Source organism: Neobacillus sp. PS3-12 (assembly GCF_030915385.1).
In the GTDB taxonomy this organism is placed as follows: domain Bacteria; phylum Bacillota; class Bacilli; order Bacillales; family Cytobacillaceae; genus JAEVLT01.
The window spans coordinates 22,492-43,364 of sequence record NZ_CP133268.1 but is presented as its reverse complement, the minus strand read 5'-3'; the positions used below and the strand labels follow the sequence as shown (position 1 = coordinate 43,364).

Sequence of the window (20,873 nt, the reverse complement as noted above, 5' to 3'; positions counted from 1 at the left end):
GATATTAGAACCTTACTAGTTAATTGGACATCGTGTTTTATTTTATGAATGGGCTTAATCTGTTAGACTTTTTATTTAATCATTTAGTTATATAAGAAGGGTTTTTAACTTAAAAAGAAGAATAATTACATATCAAAATTTCATACAGCAGGCCTATAACATCGATTGACAAAGCTAATGTTAAATCAACTGTGTTCATTAACTTAGATTTGAGAGTCGGAATGAATCTTATGGAAAATCAGCCAGTGTTCAACATAAGGAAAGTTGTCAAATTCCTAAAGGGAGGTTATTTTTCATGTTTCGGTTTATCTTTCAATTCGGTGCCGCTTCTGCTGTATTTTTATTTTCCTCACTTGTTGCCTGGTATGAAGGTAGTGCGCTTCTGGATCATCCTTCCGAATGGCGAACTTCCACACCTATTACTCAGTTGGTTCATGGAACTGTGCATGTATCTAGCCAAATTTCACAATGGGATTTTTTTGTTTATGCGGCTAAATATGAGCCTACATTTCCCATGATCATGACTGTGAGTGGTTTATATTTTCTTATTTTTTTAGGATATTATATCTTTAAAAAAGTGAGGAAATGGTATGCCTATTATCTATTCTTGATTAGCAGTTTTTTATTTTTTCTAGGCTATTTCTGTTATGAATCCACTACAGAGGGAGCTCAAAAAATGTTTGTTCTGTTTTCGGGATGTGGATTATTTTGTATGTTGATCGGTTTGATCACCTATGTAATGGCCTCCATACAGATAAAGAGGATGACAACAGATTAACGTTATTGAAAAATTAAAGTTTTCAGGTTTGATAGAGAAGCCTATGCCTGATTATTTTTTCTATGTTAAAAAAACCGTATGCAAACTTGCATACGGTTTTTTGACTAGTTCTTTTTATTTGGTTTATTTTACAAGTAAAGTGTTGTCTAGTTTAAGAGTTTTTAAAAAATCATTTTGGGTTTGCTTTAGTTGATCCACATATTGACCGATTACATCAAGAACTTCAGCACGATTTTGTTGTCTTTGCTCGATCACTTCTTTTAAAGCTGATTCTAATTGTGCTTGTGATTCAGAAAGTGCAGAGAATGTTTTTTTGCTTGGATTGAAGGCTAAAGATTCAACTTTCTGTTCAAATTCTTCAAATTTATCTGTCCAATCTGTAACATTTTGAACACCATAACCGGGTAGAGTATTGTTCAAAACTTCTTGTAAATTTGTTTTCCATTCAGCTGTTAGCTTTTTAGAGTCCTGTTCAAATTTTACAAGTTGCTCAAAAGTGTTATCGAATAACTCAAATTGTCTTTCAAAAGCTTCTAAAGATTTTTCTTCTATTTCGTTTTGAAAAGATTGGAAAGTTTTGAATCCTTTAAAAAGACCATCCCAAAATAAATCGATTACATTATTTACTTTTTCCTCGACAACATTTTCCTCAATCACTTTTACTTCAACTTTTTTTGTAGCCATTTTTTCTTACCTCCAAAATTTTATTGTAAAATATTTCAAATCTAACGATTAACAAAGAACTTACCTTAGGATTTATAGTAATCATCAATTGTGAATTACTTATATATGTAAATTACACCTATGTGTCTTGTTTGTCAACAAAGAAAATTGCGAATTGAAAATTAATACACAATATGTTGCTAATTCAAGTAGGATAGAAGCATTTTAGAAGACCGTTTGTACTAATCTAGTAAACAAGGACTTCTCACTTATGTGGGAAGTCCTTGTTCTTTATATGGGGGGAGGATATTGCCCCTCGAGTACATTGATATTTTCTTTAAAAAAATAATAAAGGTCAGCCTTTATCCGCTACCAAAGATGATTGATCAGGTCTTTTTCCATTTTGCAGGTCTGCAATTGTGAGTCCAAAGTCCATTTGCAGATGGGGATAATCCTTAAATTTGGTCCAATCACCGCCCCATTGGAACCCTAATGACTTTGAGATTTCCACAACCTCGGTCCAATCGGCTTTTCCATTTCTATTTCCATCATATTGCCGATCCCAAATGACATTTCCAGAAGGGGTTCTAAGGGCAAAATCAATGGCAAGCCCATAATTATGATAGGATTCTCCAGCTTTTGCATTGGTGACGATATTACCCGATGTGGTGCGTCCTTGTTGATAAAGGCGGTTCTGGTCCTCGAAACTGCGGAAACCATCTGTAATCACGACAACAATTCCTTTTTTGGCAGCTTGTTGAATTAATCGGCTGCTTTTTTCCTTGACAATGGAATTAAGGCTGGATGGTAAAGCAACAGCTTGATTACTTATTTTGTGATTAGAAGTATTCGGATCTTTGAAAAATATGAAAATAGTTAAGAGCCCAAGAACAACAAGAATTATAGATTGTTTGATCCATTTTCGTTTCATTTTGAAAGATTCCTCTCGTATTTTCCATGAAAACTTTTATTACCATTATGATAGAAAATCCTTTAATAATTCTTAAAAATTGTACCTTAAGATATTTTTTTCTATGTTTTAGACAAAATATAATAAAAGTTACGATAAATAAATTATGTAAACTTACATTTATAGAAATTGGATTTAGGGGAATAAGCTGAGGGACGAATCCTTTAAAAGAACCGTCCCTCTTGTTTAATAGCTTTTTAGAATCATTTTATCCAATTCACGTACTTGATCATACGATTCTACTAGATGTTCAGGTACAAGAGTCCTTCCATAATCCCAAGCATTCACTTCTATTTCAGCCATTAGCAGCTCTTTTTCCTTATCTTCACCATATAGCAAAATTCTTAAATCGCGCTTATTTTTCTTAAAATCCAAGTAATAGCCGAGCTCATGAAATAGAATAATTTTGACAAAGTTTTCATCAGTTTCTTTAATTTTAAAGTTGATTTGGGCGTTATAGCCATTAACTTTTAAATAGTTAAACTTTATCGTATTTGTTGAAACGTTATAACTCATAGGAACATTTAGTTTATTGCTAATTTCAACATTTATATCAAGGTTTAGTTCGTTTAAAGTATTTTTTATGGTCTGTTCAATATCCCAAAAATAAAGCATATATTTGTCACCAGCCTTTCACTTCAAGCAGAGAGACGACCTTTCGTTACTTTTTATTTATTTTTGTTTCATTCCTATTTGATATATTGATTGTAAACTTGTATAAATTATTTGACAATAAGGAAGAAGTGGGAAAGTTCTTGCGGCTATACAATTCTCTCTAACAAAATTCCCAATTCTTTTGCCATGATAAGAGGGGGATTCGGCATTCCATCTTTTAACCACGATTCCACAACCCCTACGTAGGCATTGGCGGCGAATTTAACAATAACGTCTTCATCTAGACCGTGATTTTTTCCTTCTGTGATGTCGACCTCATCCTTGAAAGCTTCGAGCAGAAATTGAAGGAACTTACTGCGAAAAGAAGGTGCACCTTTACTTGCTAACATGGTCGAAAAGAATAAATAATTCCTCGCAAAGTATTCGAAAAAGATCTGAGTCGCATCTACCCATTCCTTTTCACATGCCCATTCACTTGTTTCCTTTAGTTCGTTTATATGTTCTTCCATCAGCTTATCCAGCAGGTCATATTTATCCGAATAGTGCAGATAGATGGTTCCTCGGTTTACATTCGCTCTGTCGGAAATATCTTGAATGGTAATGTCATCAAAACTTTTTTCAGACATGAGTTCGATAATCGCTTCTTTAATCGCTTTTTGGCTTTTGGTTATTCTTCGATCAACTTTTTCCATGATGAAATACCCAATCTTTCATAAAGATAATCAACAATTTTACTTGATTTGTTGAGTAATCAACAAATTGAGTTAAATTAACGATTGAAAGAATCCTGTTTCTTTTTATAAATTATAAACAGATGTTGATTAATCATTCAATATTGATTTTTTTTAGGCGGAATTATTAGCTGACTTTTGTGATGAGGGGTGAAAAAATATGAAAAACACCTGGAAAATTTACATGCTGGCTTTGATTACTTTCATGGTCAGTACATCGGAGTACGTCATTGCAGGTATTTTGGATAAAGTAGCTGCCTGTGCGAATGTATCGGTATCGGTGGCAGGGCAACTAATCACTGTATTTGCGATTGCCAATGCGTTCGGTTCTCCGCTTGTCGTCATGACGACAACAAAAATGAATCAGCGCAGGTTACTAATGCTGTCTCTTTTTATCATGGTCCTTGGCAGCGTGATGACCATTACTCTACCTGGTTTCGGTTTTCTAATACTCTCTCGCATTGTCCTTGCTTTAGGGAGCGGAGTTTTTGCCATTGCTGCCAAGACGGCCGCAGCAAAATTAGCACCGCCCGAAAAACAAGCAGGGGCGATTGGTACTGTGATCATTGGGTTTAGTGCTGCCATCATCATCGGTGTACCAATTGGTCGTATTGTAGCTACTTCTTACGATTGGAACCTGATCTTCGCGGGGATTGGCGTTCTTAGTCTACTAGCCATCTTCGTTATCATGCGAACGATTCCTGCCGAAAAAAACGGGGCAGTCGTCCCTTTGGGCAAGCAGCTTGCTTATTTGAAGCAACCGAAAATCTTAATGGGACTTGGTGTAACGTTCTTTTGGCAGTTAGGATATGGGGTGATGTATTCATATATTGCTCCTTTTTTGTTAACCGTTACATCAATGGGAGAAAGAGAAGTGAGCGTTGCCTTATTCGCCTTCGGAATCGCTACTTTAATAGGTTCAAAGTTTGGAGGATTCATGACGGATCTGATTGGTAACCCTCGAACTCTTGTCGGTGGCTTATTTATCCATGTTATTGCGCTTGTATTATTATCCACTATTGCCAGAACACCCTTTGTTGCCATTCCGTTGCTGATGCTATGGTCGTTTTCGGCATGGTCCTCTGGCCCAGGTCTGCAGTACAACTTAGTCTGGCTCGCCCCAGAAGTTTCAGGAATCATGCTTAGCCTATATGGCTCCTGCATACAGTTAGGCATCGCTGCGGCCGCAGGAATTGGGGGGATTGCGCTAAAAAGCTCAACAGTGCAAACGGTCAGTTGGATTGGGGCCGTGTCAGTGGCAATTGCGGCAATTATTGCGACGCTTTCATTTAGCTTGAATCGTAAAGTGACAAAGTATGAAAATGGGTTGGAATTGTGAGTAGGAAAAAATTGACTTAAAATAAATGAAAACGAAAATATAGGAGGTTTTTCATGATGGAATATCGTACAGTAGGAAAAACAGGGATTCAGGTATCTAATTTATGTTTTGGGACCATGTCTTTTGGCGGAGACGCTGACGAAGAAACATCGAAAGCCATGTATAGACGATGTCGGGAAGCAGGGATCAATTTCTTTGATACAGCCGATGTTTATGGGCGGTCTGAGGAAATTTTGGGAGAGTGTATTGCACATGAGCGTGACGACATTGTCTTAACAACAAAAGTTTTTTGGAACACGGGTGCTGATGTGAATGCCAGAGGTTTATCGCGAAAACATATGATGCAAGGTATTGAAAATAGTCTGCGGCGCTTAAAGACAGATTATATTGATTTTTATTTTGTTCATGATTTTGATGATAAAACACCAATGGAGGAAACGCTTCGTACACTCGATGACTTGCAGCGACAAGGAAAGATTCTCTACCCAGCAGTGAGCAATTGGGCAGCATGGCAAATCACCAAAGCATTAGGAATTTCTGCAAAACAAGAACTTGCTCGTTTTGAATTAATCCAGCCGATGTATAATCTCGTTAAACGTCAGGCAGAAGTGGAAATTATGCCAATGGCGAAGTCTGAACAAATCGGCGTCATTACATACAGCCCGCTTGGTGCTGGACTTCTTACAGGAAAATATGGGTTGAATAAACGCCCTGAGCAGGGCCGTCTTGTAAACAATGCCCGTTACCAAGACCGTTATGGTACCAATGAAGATTATATGACAGCTGAAGCGTTCACCAAGTATGCGCAGGAACATGATGTGAAACCTTCCACCTTAGCAGTTGCTTGGGTAATGGCTAATCCTGCAGTCACTGCTCCTATTATTGGGGCACGCAATTTGAGTCAATTAGAAGATTCCATAGCGGCTGCAGATTTTATAATGACAGAAGAAATGTACACAAAAATTTCCAATTTATCAAAAACACCTGCACCTGCAACTGATCGAACAGAAGTATTAACTGGTAAATGGAAGTAGTGAAAAGCAATTTATAATGAAAGAATGGTGGGGTTAAATGTCACAGGATAAACGAGTTGCGCTTGTCACTGGTGGGAATCGAGGAATTGGATTTGAGCTGGTTAAACAATTGACTTTAAAAGGGTTTAAGGTCATTTTGACAAGTCGGAATCCAAAAAAGGGACATGAATCTGTGCAAAAACTGAAGGAATCAGCTCTGGATGTTTCATTTGTAGAGATGGATGTAGAAGACCCAGAAAGCATTCGTCAAGCTGCAATTAAAATTAATGAACAGTACGGAAAATTAGACGTGTTGATTAATAATGCTGGTGTGTATTTGGATGAGAACGAAAGCTTATTGACAATGAACCCATCCATTCTAGAGAAAACAATGGCAACGAATTTCTACGGGGCTTATCATGTCATCCATTCCTTTATATCCCTTATGGAAAAGCAAGGCTATGGGAGAATTATTAATGTCTCTTCAGATTATGGAGCGATGAGTGAAATGTCTTATCAAGGAGTAGGTGCCTACAAGTTGTCCAAACTTGCCTTGAATGGATTGACCCAATTGTTAGCTGCAGAAACCAAGGGAGATATCAAAATAAATGCAGTCTGTCCTGGATGGGTAAGTACAGATATGGGTGGTCCATCTGCTCCAAGAACTCCTAAGCAAGCAGCTGAGTCGATCCTTTGGTTAGCAACCATTGGACCTGAGGGACCAAACGGTGGTTTCTTCAGAGATGGAAAACGACTCGATTGGTAATAATAGAATAACTATTTTTTTGAAACAGCCGCAATTCTTAAACAGGAAATGCGGCTGTTGTGTTGTCAAAAGAAATCTTCAAAAAACATTAAAATTAAATATCGCTTTTATTTTTCTTTGTTATAGAATTATCGTAAAAGAACTTTTACTAAAGAAAGGCTGTTTATATGAAAAAAGTGATTATGTTACTTGGCATAGGAATTCTAGTCGTTTTTCTACTTTTACTTGGAACATATAAATTAATGAATGCGAGAACTTACCAAGTATTCGGAAAACTAACCTCCCAAGTTCAAACGAATCAAAAGGTAGTTGCGTTAACATTTGACGATGGTCCGACGAAAAACGTAGATAAAATCTTGCCATTATTGGAACAGTACAATGCAAAGGGAACGTTTTTTCTTATCGGAAATGAAATTGAAAAAGATCCTGATGAAGCGCAAAAGCTTGTAAAAGCCGGTGAGCAAATTGGAAATCATACTTTTTCCCATCAACGAATGGTTTTGAAATCTCAGTCCTTCATTAAAAAGGAAATTGAAAAAACAGACCAATTGATTCGACAAGCTGGATATAAAGGGGAAATCGATTTTAGACCCCCAAACGGAAAAAAGCTTATTGGATTACCTTATTATTTATCTCAACATAACCGAGACACCATCATGTGGACTCTCGAACCAGATACATATTATACCTCTGCTTCTGACAAAATCAATTCTGTGAAGAAGAATGTAAAACCCGGGTCAATCATCTTGATCCACGCAATGTACGATGACACTGGTGAAGAGTTAAAAACAATCAAGGGAATATTACAATCATTATCAAAAGAAGGATATAAGTTTATTACTGTCAATGAACTACAGAAATTAGCATCAAAATAAATAGAAGGGGTGCATGAAATGAAATTGGAAAATATAAAAGATACTTTAACAGCAAGTTCTTCGTACCTTCCCAATTCTAACTTTAGTTGCTGCGATCTTACGGGAATGAAAATGAACAATGTAAATTTGACAGGGATGAAAATTACGGACGCTAATTTAAGCGAACTTTTTATTGATGGTGCACAAATTGGAGGAGCATATATAAAGAATATAGGTATGCCACCAGAAGGGCATCCTTTGCATGACCCCAATAATCTTTTACAAAAGCCAGTAATATTGGAAAATTGTGATTTGAATAATAGCCAAATTAAGAATTGTAATTTATCCAATATAGAGATTGAGGGATGCGATATTTCTGGAATGAAGGTAAATGGAATTGCTATCGAAGATTTACTTAAGCAATATAAGTCTAAGTAATTGGTATGGCGAATTGTACATTACCATCAATTCGTTTACACACAGTGCCTAGCACAAGTCAGATCTTAAGGATTTCTGTTTTAAAAAGCAAGAATCGTCCCGTTTGTTTGTATGAAAAAGTAGGACAAATCACCATTTTTGGACATCCCATAACATGAACATTTCCAATGATCATGGCAGCTGCATATATAATAGTGGAACTATTTTGGAGGTGAGTTTCCGATGTGCGGTTGGTGCGGTTGTGGCGGATACGGCTACGGTGGAGGCTATAGCGGATTGAGCCCATTTGTTTTAATTGTTGTATTGTTTATTCTTTTAATAATTGTTGGAGCAAGCTTTGGTGGCGGTTTCTTTTGATATAACTCAGTAAAAATGAGGTGACCTTTCTACGTCACCTATTTCTGAAACTTTGAGTTAATTCAATTATCTAGAAAAGTTTAAAAAATAGGACTTTTGGACTACCAAAATTTACAGCTATCTTCCAAATAGGATAGATGATATATTTCTCTTGTAAGTTTTTTTACAGAGAAGTACTCAAGAGGCTAAAGAGGCGCCCCTGCTAAGGGTGTAGGTCGGATAACCGACGCGAGGGTTCAAATCCCTTCTTCTCTGCCATTATCATATGGGAATGTCTTGGTATCGACAGGGATAGTTTGAGCTTATATGGCGAGCCGAGTTGACGATCTCGTACAAACGTTAAAGCCTATAACTGGCAAACAACAAAACAACTTCGCTTTCGCTGCTTAATAGCAGACGTTAGCGGTTCCACCCTCCATCGTCCATGTGGTAGGGGAAGGGACTCATTCTAAGTGGACTACGCCGAATTCCTTTCGTCTGTAGGATGAAGGAAGAGAATAATCAGACTAGCCGCTTCCATGCCTGTCAGTAAGCTAAAGAAGTAGGCGAAATTAATTTTACTGACTACGCTGGTAGATGTATAAGTGCCAATATCTTTGCACACGGGTTCAACTCCCGTCATTTCCACTAATATTATTCCGCAATAATTTATGGTAGACAGATCAGCTGTTAGCCGATCGGTTGTAGGTTCGAATCCTACTGCGGAATTTAGCTCAACGATGACACTAAGAACGGGTCAGGGCGGGAACGCAGCAGCCATAATTAGTGAAATTGTGTGAGCTCATACATAGTAAAAAATAAAAAACGCTAAACTCTATCTGTATTGGAGTTTAGTGTTTTTTGTTCAAACAATTTGATACAACGTTCCTTAATGGACTATAATAAACTTTTAAGTCGATAATAATATAATTATGTAAACTATAACTAAGAATAAAGAACCTATTAAACACAAAGGAAACTAATTTTACTAATTACACTATGTGCTAAAAACACATTAATGTGTTTTTTCTCAAGTAGCAGTTAAACGAACAAATGTTCTAACAAGCAAAACCTTCCAAACCAATAGAAGTGAAACAAATGATCTGTTTAGGTACGGCATTAATGAGCCATTAATAAATAGATAAAAAAATGTTGAAATAGTTCAAGATAATCTTCAAGTATTAGGATTAATTTTGTTATAATAAGAAGGCTTTTTATAACTAACAAAAAATCATCCTTATCAATTAACTTAGGAAAGAAAATAGGGGAGAACTTTAATGATTACACGAAGACTGAATAAAACTCAATCCAGCTTCGTCCTATTTGTGCCCTTTTTGGCATTACTTGTATTATTCACTTATTTTTATTGGGACAATGACATCCCTTATTTTCAACGGGATCCATTTATCAAAGTTAAAGAATACAAACCACTTATAAATAATGAATTAGCAAAATACAATCTTGAAAAATACACTCCAGTTCTCTTGGCATTAATGCAGCAAGAAAGTCATGGAAATGGCGGAGATCCTATGCAATCATCTGAATCAATAGGTTTGCCTCCAAATTCGATTAAAGATCCAAATAAAAGTATCCAAATAGGAGTAAATCACTTCCGAAAAGTCCTATCTTACGGTCAGGAAAAACAGGTTGATTTTGCGACCATTATTCAATCATATAATATGGGGATTGGTTACATTAGTTATGTTTCAGAACACGGAGGAAAACATAGTGAGCAATTAGCGAAAGAATTTTCTCTATTACAAGTTCAAAAGCATCCAAAGATTTATACTTGCAAAAAACGTCTTTTCAAATCGAGATATCCATATTGTTACGGTGATTACTCATATAGTGAGAAGGTTTCTAAAAATATAAATTCTTTGACGAACAGTGGAATAAATTCATGATATAAGGCAACTGATAAAATGTGGCTGAGTTATACTCCGCCACATTTTATCTCTTCTTCAATTTCGAAAAGCCCACTATTATCCGACTCTGCGTATTAATTTTTTGAAAGGCTTTGTTCGTTTAAATTTTTTAAAAGATTTCCTTGTTGCGCGAACGAGAGGAGTCGTTCTTCTCTGCCTTGATTTCAATGGATCTATTTCAGCTGAAGTTACGTAATCCAAAATATCTTGTGCAGCATTTGGATTGATCATCCATCGCTGGTATTCCATGATTGTCTTCAATTTTTCTCCATCATTTTTCAATAGTTCATCAATTATCGGTTTAAGATCTTCGTTGTCTTGGCAATAAACACCTAAATGATGTTTTTCTGCAAATAACGGATTGTCTTTTTCTTGCCCCGGAAGTGCCCCTGTAATAATGATTGGTAAATTTGTAGCAACTGCTTCAAACATCGTATTTGGGCTCCCTCTCACGATGCCAATATCTGCAGCCAACATGAGATCCTGAATGTTTTTAGTAAACCCTAATACGTCTACACGTTTGTCAAAACGAGGTTTAAGAGAGCTTTCTAACTCTGCTTTTAATGTTTCATTTCTTCCTGCAATGATTGTCACTTTGCAACGAAAGTGATTTAGCAAAGTTTCAGCAATCGCATTCATATCCCCTACGCCTTCACCACCGCTCATCAGCAAAAAGCTGATTTCAGATTTGATTTCAAACGGCTTGCTTTGATTTCTTAAGAACCGCTCTCTAACTGGAAATCCAACTACATGAATTTTTTCATTAGGGACGCCATATTCTAAGCATTTTACCTTTGCTTCCAAAGTCGGGCTTAATATGAAATCTGCTCTAGGGTCGCACCACATTGGATAAATATTAACTAAATCCGCTATAAGAGTTCCAAAAGGAATTTGAATTCCTTCTTTTCTTAAAATATTGATGACTGAACCGTTAAAATTTGGATGAATCGATAAGATAACATTTGGCTTTACTTTATCCAGCAAACTCATAAAATTGCCTTTAATCAAATTTTCAACACTTTTGTCTATTACATAAGTATTCATGGCGGAAACATGCCATATTGCATTCCACAATTGGGCAGAATATCTTGTAATTGGACCATATGATTTACCAATATTTAATAATGCTGAACCGCCTAATGCAAAGCCATCAACAACATGTATTTTTATTTGCTCGTTTTCACCAATTTTTTCTTGTAATGATTCAGCAATGCTTTTATGCCCATGACCTGTGTGTTCAGAAGAAATTATTAGGATTTTTTTATTCACAGTACCCATCTTTCCTCCACAAACCGATAATTTGAATTTATCACTCGTTATAAATAATTTAGCCATTTTGGATTAATAAATTCTTATTGTTGTTTAGGAACATTTTACAATTCATTATGATTTTCTAGGTATATTGCGGTATTAGGACATTTGATCTACCATAATTTACAGATATCTTCCATATAGGTTAGATGATATATTAACTTAAGAAGTGGCAAAACTAATTTTACTGAATACGCTCGTCATTCCGCAGTTATACAGTGGTAGACCGATTGCAGCGTTATACGGATCTGGTGGCGCAGGTTCGAATCCTGCCTGTGGAGATTAGCCTATGAAGACATTAGGAACGGGTCAGGGCGGGAACGCAGCAGCCATAACTAGTGAATTTGTGTGGCTTATACATAAAAAAACGCTAAACTCTATTCAATTAGAGATTAGCGTTTTTTGTTCGAAAAATTAGTTTATAAATAATAATTTAAAAATTAAAAATCACATTTTAATTATTTTCTTAAAAAATCCCCCTAAAAATTAGCTTCTCTGGCTTCTAAGAGTTTGACATTCTCTTTTTCTACTTCACTTAAGGAGCCATTATAGGAGGTGTCCGATTGATACCATGATTTGTTTGAAAAATATTTTTGCAAATCCGCCGATTTAAATACATACCCATGTCGAGCGTATATCTCATTTCGAGCTAAACGAAGTTGTTCTTTTGAAAGATCAGTAATGTCTTCTTCGCTCAAAACCTTTTTATCACTATTAGGTAAAATATACTCTGAAGAGGAAAGATTTGAACCTTCATCGCCAATTTTTTCTGTTGGGTTCATACTCTTTTTTGTTGCTTCATTTTTACTTTTAGATTGATCTATCGTTTTAGTGGCAACTGCATCCGTTTTAGGTTCATGGTTATTGAAATCTTTAGTGATTAAGTAAGCAGCACATAAAATGACCAACAATCCTATAGTGGAACCAGCTACTGCAACTAATTTTTTATTTCTTAATTTTATTGATTGCCTTTTTTCAAGGCGAGTGTTTGGAGCAGAGGTAATGTTTTTCATTAATAATCCTCTTTCTATTCATTTTTTCTTCATTAAAATATACAGCTATACTATAGCATAGATTGTTTACAGTTAAGTTAATAGAAGGGAACATTTTGATAACAAAGACCAGAAGCGTTATTAGATAAAAAGTTTAGGAAAACTATTAAACTATTTTGAAAAAATAAACGAACTCACTGGACAGCTGGATAGACCGAAAGAACCGAAAATATGGAAGACAATGAAAAGGTAGGTATGTTAAAATAAACACTGTCGTGATAGGATGTATTTCGGAATCAGCTATTAATAAGAACACTAGTAATACCAGTTTACTATTTTGAAGGGGATTTTTTTTATGAAGAATATCGTTATAGTCGGCGGGGGGTACGCCGGTTATAAAATCGTCACACAATTGATTGATAAAGGAATACCTGAAAATTATCAGGTAACGCTCATCGACAGACATGCTTACCATAGCCTAAAAACAGAATTTTATGCACTCGCTTCTGGGTCCATATCAGATTTCCATGTAAGAATGCCATTTCCGAACCATCAGCAATTCACACTTTTGAATGGCGAAATTTTATCGATAGATATAAATGAAAAAAAGATCGATGTAAGGGAATTAGAGGAGTCAGTTGGATATGACCACTTGGTCATAGCGCTCGGATGTGAAGACAACTATCAAGGATTAGAAGGGGCCGAAGAATTCACCAACAGCCTTCAATCGCTTGCCAAAACGAGAAGGACCTATGAAAGTATTAACAACCTTGACCCTGATTCGGTGGTTTCGTTAATCGGAGGGGGATTGACGGGTGTGGAACTGGCTGCCGAACTACGGGAAGTAAGACATGACTTATCCATACGTATTTATGACCGTGGGGAAAAATTGTTAAAAGGATTCCCTGACAAACTTCGAACCTTCGTGATGAATTGGTTTGTCGACCATGGCATCGAAATCCATTCTAATTCTACCATTGAAAAAATTGAAGAAAATACCATTGTTGTAAACGGAACAAGGGAACATGCTGATGCGATTGTTTGGACCGCAGGAGTGCAGCCGGTAAAAGTCGTTCGCGATCTTGAAGTGGAAAAAGATAAATCTGGAAGAATCATTATAAATGATTATTATCAAATCAACGAACATCCAGAGGTGCTTGTTGTTGGAGATTGCGCAAGTTTGCCGTTTGCTCCAAGCGCACAACTTGCAGGAAAACAGGGTGAACAAGTAGCTAAGATGCTTGATGAAATTATGAGTGGAAAAGAAATCCAAAAGCCAGGTGAAATCAATCTAAAAGGGACACTTGGTTCATTAGGTAAGAAAAATGGTTTTGGGGTTGTTTACAACAATCCGGTTACTGGGGCTGTTCCAAGATTAATGAAATCCGGGACACTCTGGGCGCACAAATTATATAAATATTAAAAGACGCCTTTGCTGGGGCTAATTTACACTATTTATAGTAGGGAAAACTTAAAAAGTAGGACAGATAACACAAACTGTTCTACTTTTTTATTTTAACGGAAATGGTGAAACAAAGTTCTCTTTTATCTTCAGTTGTGTTTGAGTTCTTCAATGATGAGTTGTTCGATCGTTTTGGAGTCTTCTGGATGAAAGAAGAGAAAAGGAATAAATAAAAAAGCATTCAGGGAACATTGAATGCTTTTACAATTTTTAATTAGAGTAAATTGCCTGTATACGGCCAATCTGTCCATCTGTTAGCCTGACTTTAATGCCGTGGGGATGGGTGCTTGAATTGGTAAGAATATCTTTCACGATACCCCTTGTAAGCTTTCCGGATTTTTGATCTGCTTTTAAAACAATATCAACGGTCATTCCCGGCAATACGTCTTTCCGATTTTGGCCGTTCATTAGACACCCATTTTTCTGCGAGTATTGCTTGGTTTTTTCGTTTGCTGGCTTTTCATTTTTTTTGTTGAAAGGTCGGCAGTCGCAATTCCTTTACCAGCGGCTGTCTGGTTCTTTTTATTTTCAAGCTGCTGCTTCATTGCCTCTTGAAGACTGATTTTCTTTTTTGGTACTTCAGATTGATTGTTCTCTGTCATAGGAAATTTCTCCTTTTGAAATATGATGGTTAGTCTATTATAAACTATGTTCACTAGTTTTGAAAGACTAACGATAAGGATAGGCCTGGAGCAACCGTTGAAGTTCTTCCTTCTCGTCAACCGATAGTATACTCTCCGCCATGGGAAATAGCACTTTTTCTTCTTTTGCGAAGTGTTGTATTAAGGTGGCATGAGCTTGAACGGCATATACTGTAATCCATTGCACATCACTTTCATCAATCGTTGACCCTGCCTTGTCAGCTTCAGTAAGGAAATCCTGCAGATGCTGGTCTGCTTTTTTATGTTCACATTCCATCTCTTCAATTGTTTTGTCATTCTTTTTGAGGTGTCGGGATATCAAAGGGAACAATCCTTCTTCCTCACGTTTGGAATGTGTCTTCAGTTTATCATTGAAAGCCAAAATTTGCTGGTACAATTTCAGGAACAGTTGAACGACAGAAGGACCAGAATCGTATTCTATCTCTTCAGTGATCTCATAGAAAAGATCCATATCTGCTCGGAGCGACACATGCTCGTCTATTAATTGTTTCAGGGGAGAACATAATTCAACATTTGAGTTATCCATCATAAAATCCTTCCTCATCCATCCGAAAGTCCTATATTCCTTTATGGCTTTGGTTACAGCCTATTCATTCATTTTAAAGAATACATGAAAAACGTTGAGATAATTGTGATAAAAATCACACCAATTACTTCTTTGCAAAATCTGCCATTTGGGAAGGTAGTGCAGGTAAGTTCAAGCTGAATGATCAGAATAGGCTGACTTACTCTACGGGGCAAGCCCACGTGGATGTAAGGGCAATTTCTATAACGGTTTAGTGAATGCATATCTTTTTACTTTTAAATGATTTTTATTTAAGATAGTTTGCATGCTTAAAACTTAGTAACTCGAAATATAAGGGAGGCAAAACAAATGTGGATTCGACTCATTCCAATTGTATTTATTAGTTTATCGGCCTTATCATTGTTAACATTTCAATCGTTAGAAATTGTACATTCTTTCTTAGATTTAATTTCTACTAACTCAAATAAATTGGATGTATAAATTAAAACCCCCTTTCTAACTAGGGGGGGGTAAAATTACTTTGAATTAGAAGGTTGCTACTAGTACGCTGTTTATTCTTGAGTATTGTTTTCATTTTTGTGAATCAAATCAACTCTGTTAACAACTTCTGGTGGTTGTTCCATCCAGCCTTGCTCAATCATAATATTTGCTCCATCTTCAACATACAAGGAAACATCTAATTGACATTTTGCATAAAGAGCACCAAGATCACGTCTCCCGTTAAGTGAGAGGCCATTTGCATATTCTCTTATTTTCATTGAAAACATATCAATTTTATGAAAAATCATTAATTTATCCGAAAATACCGGGGTAACAGATGGCGTAACCAAATGATCTATAAGGGAAGGAGCGGGAATATTGTCTTCAGTTAACTTATCCGAAAGCATCTGAATATGTTTTTCATTGATCCTCTCTCCACGTTCTAGATACTTTTTTACCTTTTCATTTCTTGCAACTTGTCTAAACCCGATAATTAAAGCTTTGCTTGTTACATCATTGTTAATGTTTCCATAAAGATGTGCGACCTCTAAACCATGAAGGGTTCGGATCTCTCCAAAAAAACCGTTCAAAAAACTCTGTTTTTTAATAAAATCAACTTTGGTAGGACTAGTGACAATAGGTGCATTCATTAATCTCCCTTTTGATTTTAAAATATCATTTACATCCATCATTAAACGGGAAGTTTCATGAAGGCATTTTACAAAAAAATCCCTTATATTATTTCTTGTGACTAAGGGGATTGCGACACTGTAAATACTCATGCCAGCTTTGCCTAAATATTGTAGATAATGGAGATAAAACTCATCATAAAAAAGCCTTGGTGCATCTAAATCCACATCCTCATCTGTAAAGGCAATGGGAATGGGAAAATCAGCCTGTGTGAAAATCGAGTTAATAGTATTTACGTAAGATTGACTCATAGCCAAACCTGTTTCTAACACTTTTTTAATTTCAACATCTTCCACATTTTTTAGATAATAACTTAATACGAGTTTCCCCATTGAATTTCCTAAATATGATGCCCAAAGCTTTCCCATTTCAGCTGCTGTAAGTGGTTCTGTTTGTGTTTTCATAGTATTATCTCCGTTCTCTTTGAAATCAACACTATAGCCAAATGCTTAAATTGAAAAAAGTTTATCTTTATATAGATAATGGAAATTTCTAAGTAAGAAATAATACCAATAGCGATATTTATTAGTTCTGCCTTGCAAAAATAATAAGAAGAAAGCAAGAAGTAAAATACCGAATATAAATTTCCGCACAATCATCCCTCCAAATGGAAAAAATAACATATTATAATTTTTCCCAATCTATATTAAATATGTAAATAATTTCAATATCTATATCTTTAGGTCTAGTGCTAAAAATAAAAAAAGCAACGCATAACTACGTTGCTTATCATCGTCATCGCTTAATCCATGATCAAATACTAAGAATATGAATGGTCGGTAAGCGTTTTCAAATAATTCTACGATTTTTATGCCATTGTTTGGAAGCGGTATTCAAATAAACAACATTACTATAATCATGTTGGGGAACAACTTCTTCCAGTTGATTTTTTTTAATTAAAAATATTCCTATAGATGTGAGCACAAATAACAAGATGTACAGGAATAAACCCGCAATTGCAGTGAGAACAACAAACATGATGTACCGAAACAATCCACCAGATTCAATACCTAGATTATGTTGCATAGCGGCACTTCCTCTTTTTTAGATACAAGAAAATAAAACAAAGATCGTTATCCTTCATTGCGGAGCTAAAAAGATAGGAACTTTCGTTTTAACAAAAATTGTGAAAAAAATAATCTTGCTTTATTTGTATCATAAAATTTCCATTTTTACTCTCGAAAATTTTGTGAATTAATCTAGCTTCATTTGCTGTGGAGTTTAATAGAAGGAAGAGGTTGGATGGAATGGTATAGAAGATACAAACAAATGATAGACCCATGATCAACTTAAAAGATCATGGGTCTTTTCCTTTTACTTATATTTAACTGAACCATCTTTTAATTGTTTTGGATCAAATCCGGCATTTTCCAAGTCTTTTACTAGTTCTTTTGCTTCTGCATCTTTTAGTTGATATAAAACATCCATACCAGTAAACCAGTCTTGAATTTGATATGGAAAAGTGTTGCTTACTTTCACATAATTGGATAAAACAACCATTCTCTGGTTTAAATCCTTTATAAATAATTCTTTATGTTTCTGGAAACCTTTTGGAGCAGAAACCTTGTTTGCCTGATCAATTAAATCTTGAACATCATTTTTAGCATTTTCGATCTCTACACTGTATTTGTCGATCGGTGTAACGTAGAGCTTATTACGTATACTCTCGAGAGTATCACTGCTGTCCTTGTCCATCCAATTTATTTCTTTTAAATAAGCCAGAATTATTTGGTGTTCCTGGCCGTAATGTAAGTCATAATAGGCTTTGGCATCGTCTGAAAAAAAATAATAGACAAATGAGAAGATTAGTAAAACGGAAAATAATGTAATAAATCCCTGATGTCTTTTTAAACGCATTTTATCTACCTCCTGTAAATATATTACTATAATATTCGAAGTTTTATTTATGGTTTTCGAGGCAAGATTTATGTCAGTTTAGAGAACAAATGATAGAAGTATTTTCTTTTTCTTACAGTTTACAAGTTGTCAAGTTATTAAATTCATAGCCTTGTTAGTTTGTACAAGGTTTTCCTAGTACTAGTAATATTAGAAGGATTTCCCACTTTGAAATCGAATATGTTAACACATAACATCGAATAAAGTAGGGGAGTTGGAGGAACTGTGAAAACACGTGTAACAGAAATTTTTGGTATTGAATATCCAATTGTGCAAGGAGGGTTAGCTTACCTTGCGTATGCGGAATTAGCTGCGGCTGTTTCGAATGCCGGAGGACTTGGGCAAATTACGGCTGCCACTTTACGTACACCTGAAAAACTACGGGATGAAATTCGTAAAGTACGTACACTTACGAATAAGCCGTTTGCCGTAAACTTTGCAATTGCAAGGCACGATGGGCAATATAAGGAATTGTTAGAAATTATTATTGAAGAAAAGGTACCTGCAATCTCCATTACGGGAGCAAATCCGCAGCCTGTTTTTAAACGCATTAAAGGAGAAAATATTCGTACACTTGTCCTAGTAGCAGGTGTTCGACAAGCAAAGAAAGCGGAACAACTGGGTGCTGATGCTGTTATGGTGGTCGGACAGGAAGGGGGAGGGCATTTAGGACGTGATGATATTGGTACGATCGTTCTAACTCCTCGAGTTGTCGATTCTGTTTCGATCCCTGTTTTGGCAAGTGGAGGTATAGGGGATGGCCGAGGCTTATTAGCGGCATTAGCTCTAGGAGCAGAGGGTATTGAAATGGGTACTCGTTTTATTGCAACTAAGGAGTGCATTCACGCAAATGAGAAATATAAGCAGGCAATCCTTCATGGAAAAGAGACGGATACAGTCATTATTAAAAGAACATTAGGTGCGCCAGGAAGAGCACTGAAAAGTGGATATACGTTGGATATTATTGAACGTGAATTGGAAGGAGCAACCTATGAAGACCTTCAAAACCTGATTAGTGGAAAAGCTAATTGCAAGTATATCTATGATGGAGATGAATCAGCAGGTTTCGGATGGGCAGGGCAGATCATCGGTCTAATTGACAATATTCCTACAGTGCAGGAGTTATTTAATGAGATGATTCTTACAGCAGATAAAGGATTGAGCCGAATAGAAAATATTATTGGAGAGAGAGCTCATAATTAGTAAAATATTGTAATTAACGTTAGTGTACGCAAAAAAAGGGACGAATCTTTTCGTCCCTTTAATAAAAAATATGAAAAAATATCAAATGCTCTGAAATTTGGAAGAAAAAGGACATTCCAAAACAACTTGAGATGGCTACTCAACTTTCAACAGGTAAATCTGTCCAAAGTGTTTCTTTCAGCGGATCAGACTCTTCTCCCCAATCATGGATTTTAGCGCAGGCCGCTTCTGCTTCTGCAAGTGTATCATATTCCTCACAGTATTCTGCGTCTTCTCCAGCAAGGCGGAGAAGATATCCCAATCCCACAAAAAACTTCCCGCTAAATTCATAAATTGGATGAAATTCCATGCGTTCAATCCATTTCGCTTCATTCATTTTGAGAAAAACCGTTTTCTCCATTACAAACCACTCCTTCCTTTTCTAGCAAAGAAGTTGGTCTTTGGTGTAACTCTTCATATATTTATTTTACCTTTTTTATTGAGTGATTTGAACTATTATGGTGCGGACAAAGAACTTTTTGTTTTTATACCTATAAATAATATGTCTAAGTTAGTTTTCTTCGATTCTATAAGTTATAATTGGTACATCATCTACATAATGGAGGGGTTTAAAATGGAAAGCTTTCACTTTTCAGTAAATGGTAAATGGAAAGGGGATCGAAATGGAGAAGGAAGTATTCACACGAATGGAATGAGTATTGAAGTTTCTGCTCCCAAAGAACTGGATGGTCCCGGAAGAGGAGCAAATCCCGAAGAGTTGCTGACATCTGCAGCGAATAATTGTTATATGATTACATTAGCAGCAATGCTCAGCAATCGAAAAATTGAAGTGGATCATTTTGAAGTATTATCCGAAGCCCAAGTGGACAGAGTTGATGGCAAACTGCAATTTAAACAAATCATTCATAAACCTGTATTATACATTAATGAAGGTTCAGATGTTACTTCTGAGAAATTAGAAGAATTAGCCATTCGAGCGGAAAAAGCTTGTTTTATTTCCAAGACTTTAAGAGGGAATGTTGAGGTTTCTGTTGAACCTAAAGTAATTAGGCTATAGATATGATCAGTGTATCTAAAAAAATTATAAATAGGGCCAATTGGTCCTTTTTTTTATGATACTTGGTAAGAGAATATATTAATTTTATAATGAGTATAAATGCTTATTTTTTAAATTATCTGATAAATTAGTACACCCTTGAAGGATTTCCCTACATTTCTGTTTA

Annotated in this window: 24 protein-coding genes, 1 tRNA gene, 2 other RNA genes and 1 pseudogene; 15 read left to right on the top strand and 13 right to left on the bottom strand. The window is 35.9% G+C overall.

From position 1 onward, the window contains the following. Nucleotides 1-295 precede the first annotated feature (295 nt). Entirely contained in the window at nt 296-778 is a 483-nt protein-coding gene (locus RCG17_RS00295) for a YjdJ family protein (RefSeq protein WP_308173327.1), read from the top strand. Nucleotides 779-901: 123 nt separating this feature from the next. On the opposite strand, the gene RCG17_RS00290 is transcribed toward RCG17_RS00295, so the two are convergent. From RCG17_RS00290 to RCG17_RS00275, 4 genes are all read right to left on the bottom strand, one after another. Continuing rightward, nucleotides 902-1,462: a hypothetical protein gene (locus RCG17_RS00290; RefSeq protein WP_308173326.1), complete on the bottom strand. Its 561-nt coding sequence runs from the start codon at nt 1,460-1,462 to the stop codon at nt 902-904. 334 nt (nt 1,463-1,796) lie between these two features. Then, entirely contained in the window at nt 1,797-2,372 is a 576-nt protein-coding gene (locus RCG17_RS00285; RefSeq protein WP_308173325.1) for a M15 family metallopeptidase, read from the bottom strand. 225 nt (nt 2,373-2,597) lie between these two features. Further along, nucleotides 2,598-3,026 (bottom strand): hypothetical protein, encoded by a 429-nt coding sequence (locus tag RCG17_RS00280; protein ID WP_308173324.1) that lies wholly within the window; start codon nt 3,024-3,026, stop codon nt 2,598-2,600. Between the two features lie 146 nt (nt 3,027-3,172). Then, the gene (locus RCG17_RS00275) at nt 3,173-3,718 is read right to left on the bottom strand and encodes a TetR/AcrR family transcriptional regulator (RefSeq protein ID WP_308173323.1); all 546 of its coding nucleotides are present in this window, start codon (nt 3,716-3,718) and stop codon (nt 3,173-3,175) included. Between the two features lie 199 nt (nt 3,719-3,917). Between RCG17_RS00275 and RCG17_RS00270 the strand changes: the two genes are divergently transcribed. From RCG17_RS00270 to RCG17_RS00225, 10 genes and pseudogenes are all read left to right on the top strand, one after another. Further along, complete coding sequence (locus RCG17_RS00270; RefSeq protein WP_308173322.1) at nt 3,918-5,096, top strand: MFS transporter; 1,179 nt, start codon at nt 3,918-3,920, stop codon at nt 5,094-5,096. A gap of 53 nt (nt 5,097-5,149) precedes the next feature. Continuing rightward, entirely contained in the window at nt 5,150-6,130 is a 981-nt protein-coding gene (locus tag RCG17_RS00265; RefSeq protein ID WP_308173321.1) for an aldo/keto reductase, read from the top strand. A gap of 37 nt (nt 6,131-6,167) precedes the next feature. Next, on the top strand, nt 6,168-6,875 hold the full coding sequence (locus tag RCG17_RS00260) for an SDR family oxidoreductase (RefSeq protein ID WP_308173320.1): 708 nt from the start codon (nt 6,168-6,170) through the stop codon (nt 6,873-6,875). 167 nt (nt 6,876-7,042) lie between these two features. Continuing rightward, entirely contained in the window at nt 7,043-7,750 is a 708-nt protein-coding gene (locus RCG17_RS00255; RefSeq protein ID WP_308173319.1) for a polysaccharide deacetylase family protein, read from the top strand. An 18-nt stretch (nt 7,751-7,768) separates the two neighbouring features. Beyond that, the gene (locus RCG17_RS00250; protein WP_308173318.1) at nt 7,769-8,167 is read left to right on the top strand and encodes a pentapeptide repeat-containing protein; all 399 of its coding nucleotides are present in this window, start codon (nt 7,769-7,771) and stop codon (nt 8,165-8,167) included. Nucleotides 8,168-8,422: 255 nt separating this feature from the next. Next, nucleotides 8,423-8,524: pseudogene (locus RCG17_RS00245) on the top strand (YjcZ family sporulation protein); the annotation flags it as partial. A gap of 167 nt (nt 8,525-8,691) precedes the next feature. After that, nucleotides 8,692-8,782: transfer RNA gene (locus tag RCG17_RS00240), tRNA-Ser, on the top strand. Between the two features lie 9 nt (nt 8,783-8,791). Next, nucleotides 8,792-9,154, top strand: a transfer-messenger RNA (tmRNA) gene (gene ssrA / locus RCG17_RS00235). 75 nt (nt 9,155-9,229) lie between these two features. Further along, an RNA gene (gene ffs / locus RCG17_RS00230) (signal recognition particle sRNA small type) lies at nt 9,230-9,314 on the top strand. Nucleotides 9,315-9,780: 466 nt separating this feature from the next. Beyond that, a complete protein-coding gene (locus RCG17_RS00225; RefSeq protein WP_308173316.1) occupies nt 9,781-10,407 on the top strand; it encodes a lysozyme family protein in 627 nt (208 codons plus the stop codon). A 78-nt stretch (nt 10,408-10,485) separates the two neighbouring features. Here the strand turns inward: RCG17_RS00225 and RCG17_RS00220 are convergent, their stop codons facing one another. Next, the gene (locus RCG17_RS00220) at nt 10,486-11,697 is read right to left on the bottom strand and encodes an MGDG synthase family glycosyltransferase (RefSeq protein WP_308173315.1); all 1,212 of its coding nucleotides are present in this window, start codon (nt 11,695-11,697) and stop codon (nt 10,486-10,488) included. Between the two features lie 521 nt (nt 11,698-12,218). Beyond that, complete coding sequence (locus tag RCG17_RS00215) at nt 12,219-12,752, bottom strand: YARHG domain-containing protein (protein WP_308173314.1); 534 nt, start codon at nt 12,750-12,752, stop codon at nt 12,219-12,221. Between the two features lie 334 nt (nt 12,753-13,086). Here RCG17_RS00215 and RCG17_RS00210 point away from each other — a divergent pair, with 334 nt between their 5' ends. Next, on the top strand, nt 13,087-14,154 hold the full coding sequence (locus RCG17_RS00210; protein WP_308173313.1) for an NAD(P)/FAD-dependent oxidoreductase: 1,068 nt from the start codon (nt 13,087-13,089) through the stop codon (nt 14,152-14,154). A 249-nt stretch (nt 14,155-14,403) separates the two neighbouring features. Here the strand turns inward: RCG17_RS00210 and RCG17_RS00205 are convergent, their stop codons facing one another. The 3 genes from RCG17_RS00205 to RCG17_RS00195 form a co-directional block, all read right to left on the bottom strand. Then, on the bottom strand, nt 14,404-14,601 hold the full coding sequence (locus RCG17_RS00205; RefSeq protein ID WP_308173312.1) for a YwbE family protein: 198 nt from the start codon (nt 14,599-14,601) through the stop codon (nt 14,404-14,406). Further along, complete coding sequence (locus tag RCG17_RS00200) at nt 14,601-14,795, bottom strand: hypothetical protein (protein ID WP_308173311.1); 195 nt, start codon at nt 14,793-14,795, stop codon at nt 14,601-14,603. The genes RCG17_RS00205 and RCG17_RS00200 overlap by 1 nt, the downstream gene beginning before the upstream one ends. 67 nt (nt 14,796-14,862) lie before the next feature. Beyond that, nucleotides 14,863-15,384: a hemerythrin domain-containing protein gene (locus tag RCG17_RS00195; RefSeq protein WP_308173310.1), complete on the bottom strand. Its 522-nt coding sequence runs from the start codon at nt 15,382-15,384 to the stop codon at nt 14,863-14,865. A 345-nt stretch (nt 15,385-15,729) separates the two neighbouring features. Between RCG17_RS00195 and RCG17_RS00190 the strand changes: the two genes are divergently transcribed. Next, nucleotides 15,730-15,861, top strand: coding sequence for a hypothetical protein (locus RCG17_RS00190; protein WP_308173309.1), 132 nt, complete (start codon nt 15,730-15,732; stop codon nt 15,859-15,861). Nucleotides 15,862-15,932: 71 nt separating this feature from the next. On the opposite strand, the gene RCG17_RS00185 is transcribed toward RCG17_RS00190, so the two are convergent. The 3 genes from RCG17_RS00185 to RCG17_RS00175 all read right to left on the bottom strand — a co-directional run bounded on the left by RCG17_RS00185 (nt 15,933) and on the right by RCG17_RS00175 (nt 18,408). Further along, nucleotides 15,933-16,955 (bottom strand): DUF3231 family protein, encoded by a 1,023-nt coding sequence (locus tag RCG17_RS00185; protein WP_308173308.1) that lies wholly within the window; start codon nt 16,953-16,955, stop codon nt 15,933-15,935. 385 nt (nt 16,956-17,340) lie between these two features. After that, nucleotides 17,341-17,577 (bottom strand): hypothetical protein, encoded by a 237-nt coding sequence (locus RCG17_RS00180; protein ID WP_308173307.1) that lies wholly within the window; start codon nt 17,575-17,577, stop codon nt 17,341-17,343. Between the two features lie 288 nt (nt 17,578-17,865). Then, nucleotides 17,866-18,408: a hypothetical protein gene (locus RCG17_RS00175; protein WP_308173306.1), complete on the bottom strand. Its 543-nt coding sequence runs from the start codon at nt 18,406-18,408 to the stop codon at nt 17,866-17,868. A gap of 264 nt (nt 18,409-18,672) precedes the next feature. Between RCG17_RS00175 and RCG17_RS00170 the strand changes: the two genes are divergently transcribed. Further along, a complete protein-coding gene (locus RCG17_RS00170) occupies nt 18,673-19,650 on the top strand; it encodes an NAD(P)H-dependent flavin oxidoreductase (protein ID WP_308173305.1) in 978 nt (325 codons plus the stop codon). A 139-nt stretch (nt 19,651-19,789) separates the two neighbouring features. Here RCG17_RS00170 and RCG17_RS00165 read toward each other — a convergent pair whose 3' ends face one another. Then, nucleotides 19,790-20,050 (bottom strand): hypothetical protein, encoded by a 261-nt coding sequence (locus RCG17_RS00165; protein ID WP_308173304.1) that lies wholly within the window; start codon nt 20,048-20,050, stop codon nt 19,790-19,792. Between the two features lie 213 nt (nt 20,051-20,263). On the opposite strand from RCG17_RS00165, the gene RCG17_RS00160 reads away from it, so the two are divergent. Continuing rightward, nucleotides 20,264-20,707 (top strand): OsmC family protein, encoded by a 444-nt coding sequence (locus RCG17_RS00160; RefSeq protein WP_308173303.1) that lies wholly within the window; start codon nt 20,264-20,266, stop codon nt 20,705-20,707. Nucleotides 20,708-20,873 lie beyond the last annotated feature (166 nt).